At 68.9% G+C, this 15,707-nt stretch carries 13 protein-coding genes, 1 tRNA gene and 2 pseudogenes; 7 read left to right on the top strand and 9 right to left on the bottom strand.

What is annotated here, in order from left to right:
* Positions 1 to 3: 3 nt before the first annotated feature.
* A complete protein-coding gene (frc, locus tag ACN20J_RS40290; protein ID WP_361892480.1) occupies positions 4 to 1,281 on the bottom strand; it encodes a formyl-CoA transferase in 1,278 nt (425 codons plus the stop codon).
* A 10-nt stretch (positions 1,282 to 1,291) separates the two neighbouring features.
* Positions 1,292 to 2,977 carry a thiamine pyrophosphate-binding protein gene (locus ACN20J_RS40295; protein ID WP_189840998.1) on the bottom strand — a complete coding sequence of 562 codons (1,686 nt, stop codon included), beginning with the start codon at positions 2,975 to 2,977 and terminating at the stop codon, positions 1,292 to 1,294.
* 187 nt (positions 2,978 to 3,164) lie between these two features.
* Here ACN20J_RS40295 and sucC point away from each other — a divergent pair, with 187 nt between their 5' ends.
* The 3 genes from sucC to ACN20J_RS40310 all read left to right on the top strand — a co-directional run bounded on the left by sucC (position 3,165) and on the right by ACN20J_RS40310 (position 6,920).
* Positions 3,165 to 4,295, top strand: coding sequence for an ADP-forming succinate--CoA ligase subunit beta (gene sucC, locus ACN20J_RS40300; protein ID WP_419667839.1), 1,131 nt, complete (start codon positions 3,165 to 3,167; stop codon positions 4,293 to 4,295).
* 11 nt (positions 4,296 to 4,306) lie between these two features.
* Entirely contained in the window at positions 4,307 to 5,191 is an 885-nt protein-coding gene (gene sucD / locus ACN20J_RS40305) for a succinate--CoA ligase subunit alpha (protein WP_190227230.1), read from the top strand.
* 187 nt (positions 5,192 to 5,378) lie between these two features.
* Positions 5,379 to 6,920, top strand: coding sequence for an aldehyde dehydrogenase family protein (locus ACN20J_RS40310; RefSeq protein WP_419667840.1), 1,542 nt, complete (start codon positions 5,379 to 5,381; stop codon positions 6,918 to 6,920).
* Positions 6,921 to 6,997: 77 nt separating this feature from the next.
* Here ACN20J_RS40310 and ACN20J_RS40315 read toward each other — a convergent pair whose 3' ends face one another.
* A complete protein-coding gene (locus tag ACN20J_RS40315) occupies positions 6,998 to 8,413 on the bottom strand; it encodes a DUF2254 domain-containing protein (protein ID WP_419667841.1) in 1,416 nt (471 codons plus the stop codon).
* Between the two features lie 141 nt (positions 8,414 to 8,554).
* Here ACN20J_RS40315 and ACN20J_RS40320 point away from each other — a divergent pair.
* Positions 8,555 to 8,639 (top strand) — tRNA-Leu (locus tag ACN20J_RS40320).
* A 407-nt stretch (positions 8,640 to 9,046) separates the two neighbouring features.
* On the opposite strand, the gene ACN20J_RS40325 is transcribed toward ACN20J_RS40320, so the two are convergent.
* Entirely contained in the window at positions 9,047 to 10,267 is a 1,221-nt protein-coding gene (locus ACN20J_RS40325) for a metallophosphoesterase (protein WP_419667842.1), read from the bottom strand.
* Positions 10,268 to 10,604: 337 nt separating this feature from the next.
* Between ACN20J_RS40325 and ACN20J_RS40330 the strand changes: the two are divergent.
* From ACN20J_RS40330 to ACN20J_RS40340, 3 genes and pseudogenes are all read left to right on the top strand, one after another.
* Positions 10,605 to 10,865 (top strand): annotated as a pseudogene (locus ACN20J_RS40330) (pyridoxamine 5'-phosphate oxidase); the annotation flags it as partial.
* Positions 10,856 to 10,957 (top strand): annotated as a pseudogene (locus tag ACN20J_RS40335) (aminopeptidase); the annotation flags it as partial. The pseudogenes ACN20J_RS40330 and ACN20J_RS40335, both read left to right, overlap by 10 nt.
* Before the next feature lie 48 nt (positions 10,958 to 11,005).
* Positions 11,006 to 11,272 (top strand): hypothetical protein, encoded by a 267-nt coding sequence (locus tag ACN20J_RS40340; protein ID WP_419667843.1) that lies wholly within the window; start codon positions 11,006 to 11,008, stop codon positions 11,270 to 11,272.
* A 230-nt stretch (positions 11,273 to 11,502) separates the two neighbouring features.
* Here ACN20J_RS40340 and ACN20J_RS40345 read toward each other — a convergent pair whose 3' ends face one another.
* From ACN20J_RS40345 to ACN20J_RS40365, 5 genes are all read right to left on the bottom strand, one after another.
* Positions 11,503 to 12,234 (bottom strand): alpha/beta fold hydrolase, encoded by a 732-nt coding sequence (locus ACN20J_RS40345; protein WP_419667844.1) that lies wholly within the window; start codon positions 12,232 to 12,234, stop codon positions 11,503 to 11,505.
* A gap of 455 nt (positions 12,235 to 12,689) precedes the next feature.
* Positions 12,690 to 13,370: a hypothetical protein gene (locus tag ACN20J_RS40350; protein WP_361990521.1), complete on the bottom strand. Its 681-nt coding sequence runs from the start codon at positions 13,368 to 13,370 to the stop codon at positions 12,690 to 12,692.
* A gap of 234 nt (positions 13,371 to 13,604) precedes the next feature.
* Complete coding sequence (locus tag ACN20J_RS40355) at positions 13,605 to 14,081, bottom strand: DUF4333 domain-containing protein (RefSeq protein WP_419667845.1); 477 nt, start codon at positions 14,079 to 14,081, stop codon at positions 13,605 to 13,607.
* Between the two features lie 197 nt (positions 14,082 to 14,278).
* Positions 14,279 to 14,722: a peptidoglycan-binding domain-containing protein gene (locus ACN20J_RS40360; protein WP_190227238.1), complete on the bottom strand. Its 444-nt coding sequence runs from the start codon at positions 14,720 to 14,722 to the stop codon at positions 14,279 to 14,281.
* A gap of 100 nt (positions 14,723 to 14,822) precedes the next feature.
* Positions 14,823 to 15,587, bottom strand: a complete 765-nt coding sequence (locus ACN20J_RS40365; protein ID WP_419667846.1) for a hypothetical protein — start codon at positions 15,585 to 15,587, stop codon at positions 14,823 to 14,825.
* Positions 15,588 to 15,707: the final 120 nt, after the last annotated feature.

The following is a 15,707-nucleotide window of genomic DNA, read 5'->3' on the forward strand; positions in this document are numbered from 1 at the left end:
CAATCAGATCACTCCGTTCGACTTGAGCAGGCGCAGCTCCTCGTCGCCGAGACCGAGCTCGCCGACGTACACCTCTTCGTTGTGCTCGCCCAGCAGCGGCGAACTGGTCACGTCCACGGGGGAGTCGGAGAGCTTCAGCGGGCTGCCCACGGTCACGAAGTCGCCCCGCTCGGGATGCGGCACCGTCACGACCATCTCGTTGGCGACCAGCGACTCGTCCTCGATGATCTCCTTGGTGGAGAGGATCGGACCGCACGGGATGTTGTGGGCGTTGAGCTGCTCGAGGACCTGCCACTTGGGGAGCGTGGACGACCACTCCTCGATGAGCTGGAACATCTTGGTGAGCTGGGGGAGGCGGGCCTCCGGGGTCGCCCACTCGGGGGCGTCCGCGAGTTCGGGGCGCCCGATGAGCTCGGTGATGGGCTTCCAGCCGACGGGCTGCACGATGACGTACACGTAGTCGTTCGGGCCGCCCGGCGCGCACTTGACCGCCCAGCCGGGCTGGCCTCCGCCGGACGCGTTGCCCGACCTGGGAACCTCGTCGCCGAAGTCGTCGTTGGGATATTCAGCCAGCGGTCCATGCCCGAGGCGCTGCTGGTCCCGCAGTTTGACCCGGCACAGATTCAGCACGGCGTGCTGCATCGCCACGTTCACGCGCTGCCCGCGCCCCGTGTTCTCCCGCTGGAACAGGGCGGCGAGGATCGCCGCCACCGCGTGGATGCCCGTGCCCGAGTCACCGATCTGGGCTCCCGTCGCCAGCGGCGGCCCGTCCTCGAAACCGGTGGTCGACATCGACCCGCCCATGGCCTGAGCGACGACCTCGTACGCCTTGAAGTTGGTGTACGGGCCGTCCCCGAACCCCTTGATGGAGGCATAGACGATCCGCGGATTGATCTCCTGGATGCGGTCCCAGGTGAAGCCCATGCGGTCGACCGCGCCCGGTCCGAAGTTCTCGACCATGACGTCGGAGCGCCGGATCAGCTCGGTGAGGATCTCCTTGCCGCGCTCGGTCTTGGTGTTGAGGGTGATGCTCCGCTTGTTGCAGTTGAGCATCGTGAAGTAGAGGGAGTCGACGTCCGGGAGGTCACGCAACTGCTTGCGCGTGATGTCACCGGTCGGTGCCTCCAGCTTGACGACGTCCGCGCCGAGCCAGGCGAGCAGCTGGGTGGCGGAGGGACCGGACTGGACGTGCGTCATGTCGAGGACGCGGATGCCTTCGAGAGCCTTGGTCGAGGTCGTCGGCGATGCTTCTGTGACTGAGGTCGCTGTCGTTGCTGTCATCGGGGCCGCCTCACTTGTACATCGTCTGGTTCATGGTTCCGGGGGCGTACGCGTCCGGGTCGACCCAGACGTTGATCAGTGACGGCTTGCCCGACTCGCGGGCGCGCTGGAGGGCGGGGGCGATGTCGGCGGGGTCGCGGACCTCTTCGCCGTAACCGCCCAGCATCTGGGCGAACTTGTCGTAGTGGACGTCGCCGAGGGTGTTGCCGACCCGCTCGCGCTCCAGGCCGTACTTGGCGGCCTGGCCGTAGCGGATCTGGTTCATGGAGGAGTTGTTGCCGACGATGCCGACGAACGGGAGGTTGTAGCGGACGAGGGTCTCGAAGTCCCAGCCGGTGAGCGAGAAGGCGCCGTCTCCGAAGAGGGCGACGACCTCCTTGTCGGGCCGTGCCTTCTTGGCGGCGAGCACGAAGGGAACGCCGACGCCGAGCGTGCCGAGCGGTCCCGGGTCCATCCAGTGCCCGGGCGACTTGGGCTGCACGACCTGACCGGAGAAGGTGACGATGTCGCCGCCGTCGCCGATGTAGATGGAATCCTCGGTGAGGAAGTCGTTGATCTCGCTGACCAGGCGGTACGGGTGGATCGGCGAGGCGTCCGACTTCAGGTTCGGCAGCCGCTTCTCGATGGCGGTCTGCTCGGCGGCACGCAGCTCGTCGAGCCACTCCTTGCGCTTCGACGCGCCCCCGTTGATGCGCCCGGAAGCGGCCTCGGTGACCGACTTCAGGACCAGACCCGCGTCACCGACGATCCCGAGGTCGATGTCCCGGTTCTTGCCGACGGTCCGGTAGTCGAGGTCGATCTGTACGACGGTCGCGTCCTGCGACAGCCGCTTCCCGTAGCCCATGCGGAAGTCGAAGGGCGTACCGACGATGACGATGACGTCGGCGTTGGAGAAGGCGTACCGGCGCGACAACTGGAAGTGGTGCGGGTCCCCGGGCGGCAGCGTGCCGCGCCCGGCGCCGTTCATGTACGCGGGGATGTTGAGAGCGCGTACGAGCTCGATGGCGGACTCGGTGCCACGGGTGGTCCACACCTGGCTGCCCAGCAGGATCGCGGGCTTCTCGGCGTGCACGAGGAGGTCGGCGAGCTTCTCGATGGCCTCGGGGTCACCGGCCGAGCGGGTCGAGGCCCGGTACTGGCCGGCGGCGGGGACCCGGGCCTTCTCGACCGGCACCTTGGCGTCGAGGACATCGCGCGGGATCTCCAGGAAGGACGGGCCGGGCGCCCCGTGATAGCACTCGCGGAACGCCATCGACACCATGTCGGCGGCCCGCGCGGTGTCCGGCACGGTCGCCGCGAACTTGGTGATCGGCGTCATCATGTCGACGTGCGGCAGGTCCTGCAGGGACCCCATCTTGTGCTGGGTGTGGGCCCCCTGGCCGCCGATCAGCAGCATCGGGGACTCCGCGCGGAAGGCGTTGGCGACACCCGTCACGGCGTCGGTCGTGCCGGGCCCCGCGGTGACGACGGCGCAGCCGGGCTTGCCGGTGATGCGTGCGTAACCGTCGGCGGCGTGGGCGGCGACCTGTTCGTGGCGTACGTCGACGACCTCGATGCCTTCGTCGACGCAGCCGTCGTAGATGTCGATGATGTGGCCGCCGCAGAGCGTGTAGATGACCTCCACACCCTCCGCTTTGAGTGCCTTGGCGACCAGGTGCCCACCGGATATGAGGTTCTGGCTGTTGTCGTCGGGCATTGCGAAGTCCTGTCCCTTCGTAGGGGATTGGGCGCGCGGAAGTGCAGCTCAGACGTGGTGCGCGCACTGTTCGTGGATGCCGTCGCGGTACATTGCATACAGTCGACGAATACTGTATGAAGCTTGTTATCCCGCATCCAGTGGGTGGTGTCCAGGGGGCGTGCGGCACTTTTAAGAGGGAGCCGAGATGGACCTGTTCGAGCACCAGGCAAGGGAACTCTTCGAGGAACACGGCATCTTGGTGCCGAGGGCGGAGGTCACGGACTCGCCCAAGGAGGCACGCGAGATCGCCCGCAGGCTCGGTGGCCGCGTCGTCGTCAAGGCACAGGTGAAGACCGGCGGACGCGGCAAGGCGGGCGGCGTGAAACTCGCCGCGGACCCCGCCGCCACCGAACTGACGGCACGCCAGATCCTCGGTATGGACATCAAGGGCCACACCGTCGGCAAGGTGATGCTGGCCCAACCGGTCGACATCGAGAGCGAGTTCTACGTCAGTTACGTACTCGACCGCGCCGCCGGCCGGTTCCTCGCCATCGCCTCGGCCGAGGGCGGCATGGACATCGAGGAGGTCGCCGCCACCCGGCCGGACGCCGTGGCGCGCGTCCACATCGACCCCGCCGAGGGCGTCACCTCGGCGAAGGCGGCCGAGATCGCCGACGCCGCGGGCCTGCCCCCGCAGACCGTCGACGTCCTGGTCAGGCTCTGGGACGTACTGATCCGCGAGGACGCCGTGCTCGTCGAGGTCAACCCCCTCGTCCGTACCGCCCAGGGGCAGATCCTCGCCCTCGACGGCAAGGTCACTCTCGACGACAACGCCCGCTTCCGGCAGGCCCGTTGGGGCGACCAGGAGTCCACGCACGACGACCCGCTGGAGGCTGCCGCCGCCGCCAAGAACCTCAACTACGTGAAGCTGGACGGCGAGGTCGGCATCATCGGCAACGGCGCCGGGCTCGTCATGTCGACCCTCGACGTGGTCGCCGGCTGCGGTGCGCGCCCCGCCAACTTCCTCGACATCGGCGGCGGAGCATCCGCCCAGATCATGGCCGACGGACTCTCCGTCATCCTCTCCGACCCGGCGGTGAAGTCCGTCTTCGTCAACGTCTTCGGCGGCATCACCGCCTGCGACGCGGTCGCCGACGGCATCGTGCAGGCTCTGGAATCAGTCCACTTGACCAAGCCGCTGGTCGTCCGCCTCGACGGCAACAACGCCGTACGCGGCCGAGCGATCCTCGACGACCGCGCACACCCGCTGGTCCAGCAGGCCACCACCATGGACGGCGCCGCGCGCCGTGCCGCCCGACTCGCCAACGCCAGCTGAAGGAGCGGGACATGGCCATCTACCTCACCAAGGAGAGCAAGGTCCTCGTCCAGGGCATGACCGGCGGCGAGGGCATGAAGCACACCCGGCGCATGCTCGCGGCCGGCACCGACGTCGTCGGCGGCGTCAACCCGCGCAAGGCCGGGCAGAGCGTCGACTTCGACGACCGCGCCGTGCCCGTCTTCGGCTCCGTGCGCGAAGGCATCGAGGCCACCGGAGCCGACGTCAGTGTCGTCTTCGTCCCACCCGCCTTCTCCAAGGCGGCAGTTGTGGAAGCCGCCGACGCCGGCATCGAGCTCGCCGTCGTCATCACCGAGGGCATCCCCGTCCACGACTCGGTCGCCTTCACCGCGTACGCGAGGTCGAAGGGCACGCGGATCATCGGCCCCAACTGCCCCGGCCTGATCACCCCCGGCCAGTCCAACGCGGGCATCATCCCGGCCGACATCACCAAGTCGGGACGCATCGGCCTCGTCTCCAAGTCGGGCACGCTCACCTACCAACTCATGTACGAACTCCGCGACATCGGCTTCTCGACCTGCGTCGGCATCGGCGGCGACCCCGTCGTCGGCACCACCCACATCGACTGCCTGGCCGCCTTCCAGGACGACCCCGACACCGAACTCATCGTCCTCATCGGGGAGATCGGCGGCGACGCCGAGGAACGCGCGGCCGCGTACGTCCGCGACCACGTCACCAAACCCGTCATCGGCTACATCGCCGGTTTCACCGCACCCGAGGGCAAGACGATGGGCCACGCGGGCGCGATCGTCTCCGGCTCGTCCGGCACGGCCCAGGCGAAGAAGGAAGCCCTGGAGGCGGCCGGCGTACGGGTGGGCGACACCCCGACCGAGACGGCCCGGCTGGTCCTCGCCGCGCTGGGCGAGTCCGGATGAAGGAGCGTGATGTCACTCATAGTTGACATCACGTCACTTTCCGAGGTCGAGACGGATCGCTAGCGTCCTTCGTACGACGTCTCCGTACGCGAGCACTCCGAGTGCGACATGTACGCCAAGTGCTCCCGTACGGGAGACGAGCCATGCACTACCGCCCCCGACTGTGCACCGAGAGCGGAGCAACCGAATGGCACCCACCCTCACCCTCAAGTCCCACACCTCCTGGACCGACGCCTGGCAACGCTGCCTCGCCGTGGCGCCGGAAGCCTTCCGGGACGACCGTGTCCTCAACCTCTGGGGCGCCGCCTGGCAGGCGGACGGCAGGGCGCTGCCCGCCACCAGCCCCGTGGACGGCAGCCCCATCGCGGGCCCGCCGCGCCTGGACGGCGTAACGGCCCACCAGGCCGTACGCGCCTCACTGGACCACCACCGCGCCTGGCGGCACGTGCCCCTGGACGAACGCCGGGCGCGCGTCGCGGCCACGCTCGACGCGCTCACCGAACACCGCGAACTGCTCGCCCTCCTCCTCGTCTGGGAGATCGGCAAGCCCTGGCGCCTCGCGCAGGCCGACGTCGACCGGGCCATCGACGGCGTGCGCTGGTACGTCGACGGAATCGAGCCCATGGTCGAGGGCCGGACCCCGCTCGACGGGCCCGTGTCCAACATCGCGAGCTGGAACTACCCGATGAGCGTGCTCGTTCACGCAATGCTGATACAGGCATTGGCAGGCAACGCGGTCATCGCCAAGACCCCGACCGACGGCGGCGTCGCGTGTCTCACGCTGGCCTGCGCACTCGCCGCACGCGAGGGGATTCCCGTCACCCTCGTCAGCGGCAGCGGGCGCGAGCTGTCGGAGGCGCTCGTGCGCGCGCCCGAGATCGGCTGCGTCTCCTTCGTCGGCGGCCGGGACACGGGCGCCGCGGTGGCCACGGCCGTCGCCGACCTCGGCAAACGACACGTACTGGAACAGGAGGGCCTGAACACCTGGGGCATCTGGAACCACACGGACTGGGACACGCTGACGGCAGTGATCCCCAAGCTCTTCGACTACGGCAAGCAGCGCTGCACCGCCTACCCGCGCTTCGTCGTCCAGCGTGAGCTGTTCGACGAATTCCTGGCGGCGTACCTGCCGGCGGTCCGTACGCTGCGCGTCGGCCACCCGCTGGCCGTCGAGCACCCGGACGACCCGTATCCGCAGCTGGACTTCGGTCCGGTGATCAACGCCGCCAAGGCCAAGGACCTCCACGACCAGGTCGCCGAGGCGATCGACCGGGGCGCGGTCCCGCTGCACCGCGGCCGGCTCGCCGACGCGCGCTTCCTGCCCGGCCAGGACACGGCGGCGTACGTCCAACCGGTCACGCTCCTCAACCCGCCCCCGTCCTCGCCCCTCCACCACGCGGAACCCTTCGGCCCGGTCGACACCATCGTCCTGGTCGACACCGAGGCCGAGCTGCTCGCCGCCATGAACGCGTCGAACGGCGCGCTCGTCGCGACCCTGTCGACGGACGACGAGGCCACCTACGACCGACTGGCCCCGCAGATCCGCGCCTTCAAGGTCGGCCACGGCAAGCCCCGCTCGCGCGGCGACCGCGACGAGCTCTTCGGCGGCTTCGGCGCGTCCTGGCGGGGCGCGTTCGTGGGCGGCGAGCTGCTGATCCGCGCGGTGACACGAGGACCGGCGGGGGAGCGGTTGCCGGGCAACTTCCCGGAGTACCACCTCATGCCGTGACCGCGAGTGGGCGGCGCCGTGCGGGGCGCCGCCCACTGGCTTCGAGGAGCGGCGGCCACCGACTGGGGGCGTCGCGGCTAGCCGATGCCCTGCCGGTCCGGGTGGAGGGCGAACGCGCGGTCCGCGGCTTCCGGCACGGCCCGTTCCACGGCCTGGGTCAGCAGCGTGCGATGGCGGACCAACGGCTCCCGACGGTCCTCGGCAACGGCACCGAGAAGATCATCCAGCCCGGCCAGCAGACGGCGGGTGACCTGAGGGCTGGCCACGGCGCACCCCCGGATCTCGGAGAAGGCGAGGTCGACCAACTCGGCCCAGCCGGGCACGGGTTGCACCAGCCGTACGGTGCCTCGCCGGTCCCGGTGCAACAGGACTCCGAGCGGGCGCTGCGCCACCGAGGACAGGAACTGCACGATCCGGTCCACGGCCTGAACCGCCGTGGTGGGGTCGTTCACGGCGGGTGACAGAGCACGCAACGCGATGTCCGACAACTGCCGCAGCCCGAACCCCAGATCCTGATGGAACGTCCGCTCGGCACCCACGGACACCTGAAAACTCAGCGCCCGCAATCCCTTCGTGGCGGGCCCGCCGTGTACGGCGAACACCGGCGTGCCCGGCACGACGAAGTCCCCGATCCGCGGGACGAGCCGCAGCACGACACCGCTCTGCCGCGCCATCCGGACGAGCCGCGCGATGTCGACGTCCCGCAGCACGCCCGCGCGGCCGTGATGGGCGATACGGGCGGTCTCGGGACCGAGGTCGGGGCCGGAGCCGGGGCCTGGACCGGAGCTGGCGCCGGGGCCGGGGCCGCGGCTGGAGCCGGTGCCGGCGCTGGTGTCGCCGACGGGCTCCTCCGCGGAGACGTCGAGGGGCATGTTCGCGACGACCCGCAGCGCCTCCCTGGTGATCAGGTCGACGACGTGCGCGACCCGCATCAGCCGCAGCGTCGAGTTCACGTACATCACGAACAGGACGACGCTCAGCCCCACCAGGATCAGCGTGAGGACGGACTGGACGAGCGGGATCGAGGCCACCAGCGAGGGATCACGCTGGCTGTCGTACGAGGTGAGGACGAGCAGGGACTGGACGAAGGTGGCCAGAAACACCGCGAAGGTGGCCTTGGTGATCCGGCTCCGCACGAAGATCCGTACGACGCGGGGGCTGAACTGCCCGGCGGCCATCTGTACGGCGACCAGCGAGATGCTGAAGACGACGCCGATGAAGGTCATCATGGCCGCGCTGATCGTGGTGACCACGGTCTTCGCGTCCTCGGCGATCCCCAGCAGATCACCGACCGCGTCCTCGTCGCCCGCGTCGCGCAGCGCGGTCAGGATCGCGTCGTCCGCCGCCGTCGCCGCGGACCACACCACGAACACCAGGACCAGGGCCGCGGTCGGAGCGAACCAGAACGTGTCCCGCAGATGCTCCCGCAACGGCGACAAAGCCCGGTGCCGCCGTCTCCGCGGCAGCCCGTCCGTAGTCTTCCAGTCACCCATGGTGAGACTGTAGGCGCACCCTACGCACCTGTCGGGAACCCCCGCCGGGGCGAGGAAACGCAGGTGAAAGCCACTCCGAAAGCTTGGTATTGTTGTCCATGTCGCCACGGGGAACACCCCCGTCCAGGCGGCAGACACCTAGTCCGGGTGGCGGAATGGCAGACGCGCTAGCTTGAGGTGCTAGTGCCCTTTATCGGGCGTGGGGGTTCAAGTCCCCCCTCGGACACAACATTGCCCCACGGGCCCCGTTTCACGGGCAGGGGAACCTGGCACCCGCCTCCGGCTTCTGGCCGGGCGCGGGTGCTTTGTCGTTCCGGCGGTCTACTGGCCTCTCCTCCCTTCTTGGGTCTGGTCAGCCGATGGCGATCCCGGAGGTGGGGCAGGACGTGACTGGGGGGCTGCCTTGGCGGACGGAGGCTGTGGTTCGAGGTGTCTAGGCGATCCGCCCAGGCCGAATTGGCACGCATGTGGCCGCGAACCAGCAAGCTGCTCAAGGGGCTTGCGGAGTCGCACGAATCTGACGCCCGGCGGGAGGACCATGAGGCAGAGCGACGGCACCAGGGCCTGGAGTAGGCCATACCGCTAGCTGTCGTGCACCGCGGGGGCGAGCCGAATGTGGTGGCACGCCCAGTGCTACGGCGAGGTGGGCGGTTGCGGGGAGCGGAGTACGAGCAGGGTGATCTCGCTGGGGGCGAAGACGCGGAACGGCGGGCCCCAGAAGCCGGTGCCGCGGCTGGTGTAGAGGAGGGTGCGGGTGCCGTGGTGGCTCAGGCCGGCGAGGGCGGGCTGGTCGAGGCGGACCAGGTGGTGGAAGGGCCAGATCTGGCCGCCGTGGGTGTGGCCGGAGAGCTGGAGGTCGATGCCGGCGGCTGCCGCCCGGTCGATGAACTTGGGCTGGTGTGCCAGGAGCAGGACGGGCAGGTCGGGGTCGGTGTCGTCCAGGGCTCCGGCGAGGTGGGCGCGGTGGCCCGGCAGGCCGGAGGATTCGGCGGTGACGTCGTCCACGCCGGCGACCACGAGGGTGTCGCCTCCGCGTTCGAGCAGCAGATGGCGGTTGCGCAGCGGCTCCCAGCCCAGCTCGCCCATCAGGTCGACCCAGCCCTGGGCCTCGCTGTAGTACTCGTGGTTGCCGGTGACGTAGACCCGGGCGTGGGTGGCCCGCACGGTACCGAGCGGGGTGGCCTGGGCGCGGCGGCGTTCGGCGGTGCCGTCGGCGATGTCGCCGGTGTGGCAGACCAGGTCGGCTTCGAGGCTGTTCACGGTCTCGCACACCCGCTCCGACCAGCGGGCGCGGTCGAGTGGGCCGTAGTGGGTGTCGGTGATGAGGGCGACGCGAGTGCCGTCCAACCCGGCACCCAGGCGCGGGAGTTGGACGTCGAGGCGGCGCACGCGGGGCGCGCGGCGGGCTTCGGCGTAGCCCCAGGCGAGCAGTACCGCGGTTGTACCGAGGACCGCCCACGTGACGATGCGGGCCCGGTCCTGGCCCTCACCGACGCCGGCCACGGTCAGGCCGAGCCGCAGGAGGACGCCGAGCAGAACGGACCAGGTGAACAGAACCCAGCTGGCGCCCAGCAGGGTGTCACCGATGATCGCCGCCCAGTCCTGCTGGCGCCGGCCGTGGCCGCGCCCCATCGCCAGTGGCATGGCCACGAGGCCGAGGACGAACAGGGCGGTGCCGACCAGCGCGACGGGCAGTGGCCAGTGCTGGCCGGTGTACAGGAGCACCCAGCAGGGCACGGCCCACAGCAGGACGGGGGCGATCAGGGGGAGGTGGCGCATCAGGCGGTGCAGAAGGCTCTGCCGCGGAGCTTGCACTTCGCTGTCGGCGGGTCGGGTGTTGCTGGTGTCGGTCACGCTTCCCCTCTCTGGCCAGGCTGCCGTCTCGCGCACTGTATCCGGTCGTCCGCGGGCTGGCCGGACGAGCTTTCGATGCGCCCGGATGGGTCTGAGCCCCGGGCAGACGGTTGTCGACCTGGGGTGCGGCACCGGACGGGTGCTGCCCGGGCTGCGTGTAGGTATCGGTGACAAGGGTGTGGTTCTCGGGCTGGATGTCACTTCGGCGATGCTCGGCGCCGCCGTCCGGTACGGCCGCAAGGATGTTGCGGCGTTGGCAACGAGTCGACCAGCGCGCGGCAGCTCGATGGACCGGACCATTCCAACTGCCGCAGGTCGGCTCGTTAGGGCCGCAGGCATGACGACACCCCTTGCCGGCAGTGCCTTCGACTCGCTCCGTCTGGACGCCGTGTCCGACCCGGAGGCGTTGCGCCGGGTCTATGACCTCCCCAGCGACGCGGCCGTGCGCAAGGAGATGACCGAACTCACGGAGCACACTCGGCGGTTGATCGACTGATCATCGCTGGTCCTGGTCGCCGGCGCGGACGCCGAGGGCAACTGCGACGTCTCGCCGCGCGCCGGCCCCGCCGGGTTCGATGCAGTCCTGGACGCACGGACGAGGCGGGGCAGCGCCTTCACTGGATCCTGGAGATCCATCTCGTCGACCAGGAACGCGGGTTCGGCGGCTTCTACGAGGAACTGCTGGACCTCGGGAGCTTCGCCATCGCCGCCTACAACAGCGGCCACTACGCGGGCACCATGACATGGAACGCCGATCCCGGGTGTTGCGGCATCCCCGGCGACGCGTTCCAGGTGGTGGACGTGTATGGCGACGGGTGGGGCATGGAGGCTTCCATGATCTCTCCGGTGACCGGGCGCGTCGCCACCACGCACGGGCATTCGGCCACCTACTACAGCGACTGGAACAGCGGCAATCTGGCAGAAGGCACCACGGTCTACATTCAGCTCTGCGCGGCCAAGGGCACAACCGAGGACTGCAGTGCCGCATACAGCGGCCACGCGTGACAGGACGTTGACCGCAGGATGTCGCCCACGGGCTCTTCCGTGCCCTGACGTTGCGTGCTGGCTGGTTCTGGCCGTGGTTGCGTGGGAGGTCGGCTCCACGCGGTAGGCGTCTACGACGCGTCGGCCGTGGTGCTCACGGAAGCGCGGTCACAATTCGCGACGTGGCCAGGCTGAGCGTTTGCCGGTGCCGCTGTGCTGGGGCATCCCTGATGGATCCGGCTCTGGCGCGCTCAGCTACGAGGAGGTAGGTGTTGGGCGAAGCGGCGAACGGCATCCGTGAAGGCAGCTGGATCGTCGAAATTCGCGAGATGCCTTGCCCGTGGGATCAATTCGATACGGGCGTTCGGATGCGCGCGGGCGAAATCCCCCTCGCCTGACCGGAAGACGGTGTCCTTCTCGCCGTTCAGGATGAGAACGGGAGCCGCCACATGACGCATCGACCCCGCGTCGAAGCGGCCCAGTACCTCGCCCCAGGCGGTCGGCAGAGTGTGGAAGGCGTAGCCCGAGCGGATGGTCGCCCCGACCACCTCGGGGGGATAGTGCCGGCGCAGCAACCGGTCGTTCCAGCGGGCCAACCGGTCCGCCGGTAGTCGAGGGACGAGCCCGGCGACCCACCGATAGGGAGTTGCCCACGGGCCACGAGTTGAGGCACTGGCCCCCGCGAGGACCAGCCCGCGCAACTGCTTCGGGCATCGTCGCGCGAACTCCAGCGAGGCGTATCCGCCGAGCGAGTGCCCGACGACCAGAGCCGGCCCGCGGTCGAGAGAGTCCACCGCGGAAGCGATGATCTCGGTCGCCGCGCTCAGACTCCAGGGCTGGGCCGAGCGGGTGCCGTGGCCCGGTAGGTCAACGGCGACCACTGGGAAGTCCTCTTGGAGAGCGGTGACTTGTGAACTCCACTGTCCTGCGCTGAACCGCGTCCCATGCACGAAGACGATGGGTGGTGCATCCGCTTCAGTCACACGTCCCCCAGATCGGCGCTCCCCTCGGACCAACGCTACCGGCGGGGGCCACCTCCGGTGCCGAGAGGCGGAGGGGCCAGCTGAACGTGATGCCCGGACGGGCCGACTGCCAACTGCAGCGCGTTGAACTGAGCTTGGCCTCAAGCGTCCTGCTGAGGGGCCGCCACTTGTAGCGTGCGTCCTTGGGGTCGAGATCGTGACGCTCCGTCTCCGTCACATAGGACACCGACGGAGACGATGTGCCATGCCGGCTGCGTCGCCGGCTTCAGGCGCCAGCGCTGCCGGGACCGTCGGCGGTGGACATGCACAGGCTGCCCATCCGTCTTGGCCGGTGCTCCGGCTGTGGCTGCGGGCGTCCCACTCGGATTCGCTTGTGGTTCCGGCGCTTCCCGTTCCTTGTTGGCGGTGGCGGTGAAGCAGGAGGCGTCGTGCAGGTCGAGAATCTCTTCGCGGATTCACTTCTTCCTGGCGTCCCACGGGCCGGCGCCGAAAGTGTGCAGCAGGACGATCAGGGTGGCCCCAAGCCGCCAGTCCAATCCCGGCGCGTGCACATGCAGCTTGTCGCCGCGGGATCTGAACTCCAGCGGGACCTGGCCACCCGCGCGCCACTTGATGCGGCGGGGGCCGCGCGCGACACCACCCTCATTGCCGGGGACACTGTCGAAAACGCTGAACACGAGGATCAGCAGCTGCATGGGAAACGACAGCCACCACATGAACCACCAGAAGATGCGGCCCTTGAAGCCCACAGCCTCAGGGCCGCCGGGCTGAGTCACGGTCCAGCGGGTGCGCAGGCCCCTGCCACGGAGCGCCTTCTCGCGTACGAGCGTGCCGATGAGCTCGCCGTGCGCTCCGAGCGCCTGAAACGTCGCGACACCGCCGGTGGCCGACAGGGTCACCAGGGTGGCCACCCGCTCCCGGCGGTGCTCGTCGGCCCACAGGACGAAGGAGCGGGCGCCGCTGCGGCGGGCCGCGAGGTATGCGGGGATGCCGCCCTGCGGCAACTCGCGCTCCACGTACGCGACCACCCGGGACGGTTCCGATCCGTCGGAGAAGTCGACCCAGTCCTTGACCGGCGCCGGAGCGCCGTCGCGGACTCTCTCCCGGGAGGCCCTCATGGCCAGTACCTTGCTCACCCGAAATGCTCCTTCGTGCTTGGGCAGGTGCGGCGCCAGTAGCGCCTGCTCAACATCCGTCAGACAACTTCGCACCGGTCGACTCCGGACCAGGCCGAACTGGCCCAGCAGCTCCACGACGCCCGCGAGAAGACCGTGCCCAACCCAACAGGCAAAGAGGTTCGCCGAGTTGAAGCGGCGGCTGGAGATGGACTCGACCGATGCCGATCAGCCGCCGTCCAGCGAACCACCGGTTCACTTGACGCTGTCGTCGACCTTGAAGTTGTAGTTGACCTGTTTGCCGTTGACCGCGGTGGCGGTGACGGCGACCCCGAGGGTGTCGCTGCCGGCAGTGAGTTCGCAGCGGATCGTGGCGCCGACCCGGGCCGGGAGGTGCTCAGGGCAGGTGACCCTGTCGGGACGCTTGCCGGTGTCCGTAGCGAGCTTGTCGGAGATCGTCTGCGCGACTCGGGCCTTGTGGACGGCCCCGCCCTCGTTGACGCCCGTGTTCTCGGGCTCCGCGGGATCATCACCGACCGGCCGTTCCTCGGTCGTCGGCTGCTCCTCGGCCGTCGGCCGCTCCTCGACGGCGGCTGCGCTCTCGCCGGCCGTCGCCTCGCTCTTCTTCTTCGCGTCGCCAATGCTGAAGGAGCATCCGGTGGCGAGAAGCACCGTCAGCGCGCCCAGCGCCGCCGCGGTCGCAATCCTCTTGTTACGCCCCGCGTTCTGCATTCCGTCCCCGTGTTTGTAGGTGATGAGACAAAGATTCAGGACTGCGAAATCGACTGAATCGGTTCTGAGTACGAAAGAGGTGCGGTCGCCCTTGATGCGGCGAACGCACCTCCCGTTACGCTGAAGTTCCCGAGACTTGTCGCCGGCATCCCGGCGGTTCGTGCATATCGGGGACCGGGCTATGGATCAGCTGTTCGTCAGTTACAGCTGATCCGCGCCCCGGTTTCCACGCTGTAGTTGGCCCACACCATCGCATCCCGCGTCTTGGGTCCGTAGTCGCCGTCCGCCGCGACACCAACCTTCTTCTGGACGGAGACGAGTGCCGACTCGGTTAGGCCTCCGAAGACACCGTCCGTCGCCAGCTTGTATCCGTAGCAGGAATTCAGGTTCTTCTGTAGGGCGCGGACTGCCGTATTGCTCATTCCCCGGTCCAGCCAGCAATCGGACCAGTCGCCGGTGACGTAGGGGACGTACTTGTAAGAGGTGGGGTTGGTGACTTTGTTGTAGACGTAACCCCCGTAGCTGCAAGGGGAGTTGGCCGCTGATGCGGACGGCGCGCCGACGAGAGCGCCGCCGAGGAGTCCGGCCAGAAGGGCTCCAGTGGCCATTGCCGACTTGGTGCGCCCGCTTCGGATTTTCATCAATTCTGCTCCACCATTCGATTTTCGGACGGATTGCCCGAGTTCCTACAGGACGGGACTGCGGTTCCGAGACGGCCGCTCTGGTTGATCCAGCCGGCGGTCAGTCGGCGCTGGCGCTGGTGACCTCGACGGCGGTACCGAGGTTCGGCGCCGCCCTCCTCGCGAGTTCGCCGGCACGGTCCCGATCCACGCCCTTCGCCACGACGATGCTGACCGCCGATCCGGACATGGCATCGCGGCGCAGAGTCGCTCCGACGACCGGGTATTGAGCAAGCACCGCCTCGTACGCAGCGATCGCCTCGGCGGGGAAACCGTCGTTGAAGTCGCTCTCCACAAAGAGCCCCGGCCCTCTGACCCTCAGGACCATCACTCCGGCAAGTGGCCGGTGCCGGTCGCCCTTGGCGTACATGTCCTTGAACACCGTCAACGCGCCGGTGGCATCGACCGCGGTGACCTCGATCCGCCAGCGGTCGGTTGCCCCTTTCCAGGGCGCGTCATTGATGTCGGCGTCCGACACCCGGTCGTCGGCCGTCAGCGATCGCCACAACGCCAGGACCTCGCCGGTGCGGCCCTCGTCCGCGACGACGGTGAAGGTGATGCCGTCCGCCGCGATCCGACCGGTGGTCTTGTCGTGGCGGGCGACGAACTCCCTCATCTCGCCCACCAGTTTGGTCACGCGGTCGGCCGAAGTGCCGTCCTTGAGGATCAGCGTGCCGGTCGACGTTCCCTTGAAGGGCAGCGTGTTGTTCTTGGTGGTGCGGATTTTCGCCACGTCCGGCGTGCCAGCCCAGTTCTCTTCGAAGTCCGCTGCGAGTGCCGTGCCCTTGTCGATGGCGCAGCCGGTCAACGAGGGCAGGCCCAGCACGAACGCGATGATCAGTGCGGGCCACCTCAGGGCACGTGTTCTCAGTGTCGTCTCCTTGAAAGTGGGTGAGTACGCCAGGGTGGAGGCCGGAGTGCGTCGGCTGGTTCGCCGTTGGGTGAG

Origin of the sequence: Streptomyces sp. 2-1 (genome assembly GCF_048564895.1) — a bacterium.
In the GTDB taxonomy this organism is placed as follows: domain Bacteria; phylum Actinomycetota; class Actinomycetes; order Streptomycetales; family Streptomycetaceae; genus Streptomyces; species Streptomyces phaeochromogenes.

Coding starts and splice junctions, on each gene's coding strand:
- frc (WP_361892480.1), bottom strand. CDS start 1,281: ATGACAGCAACGACAGCGACCTCAGTCACAGAAGCATCGCCGACGACC.
- ACN20J_RS40295 (WP_189840998.1), bottom strand. CDS start 2,977: ATGCCCGACGACAACAGCCAGAACCTCATATCCGGTGGGCACCTGGTC.
- sucC (WP_419667839.1), top strand. CDS start 3,165: ATGGACCTGTTCGAGCACCAGGCAAGGGAACTCTTCGAGGAACACGGC.
- sucD (WP_190227230.1), top strand. CDS start 4,307: ATGGCCATCTACCTCACCAAGGAGAGCAAGGTCCTCGTCCAGGGCATG.
- ACN20J_RS40310 (WP_419667840.1), top strand. CDS start 5,379: ATGGCACCCACCCTCACCCTCAAGTCCCACACCTCCTGGACCGACGCC.
- ACN20J_RS40315 (WP_419667841.1), bottom strand. CDS start 8,413: ATGGGTGACTGGAAGACTACGGACGGGCTGCCGCGGAGACGGCGGCAC.
- ACN20J_RS40340 (WP_419667843.1), top strand. CDS start 11,006: ATGACATGGAACGCCGATCCCGGGTGTTGCGGCATCCCCGGCGACGCG.
- ACN20J_RS40355 (WP_419667845.1), bottom strand. CDS start 14,081: ATGCAGAACGCGGGGCGTAACAAGAGGATTGCGACCGCGGCGGCGCTG.
- ACN20J_RS40360 (WP_190227238.1), bottom strand. CDS start 14,722: ATGAAAATCCGAAGCGGGCGCACCAAGTCGGCAATGGCCACTGGAGCC.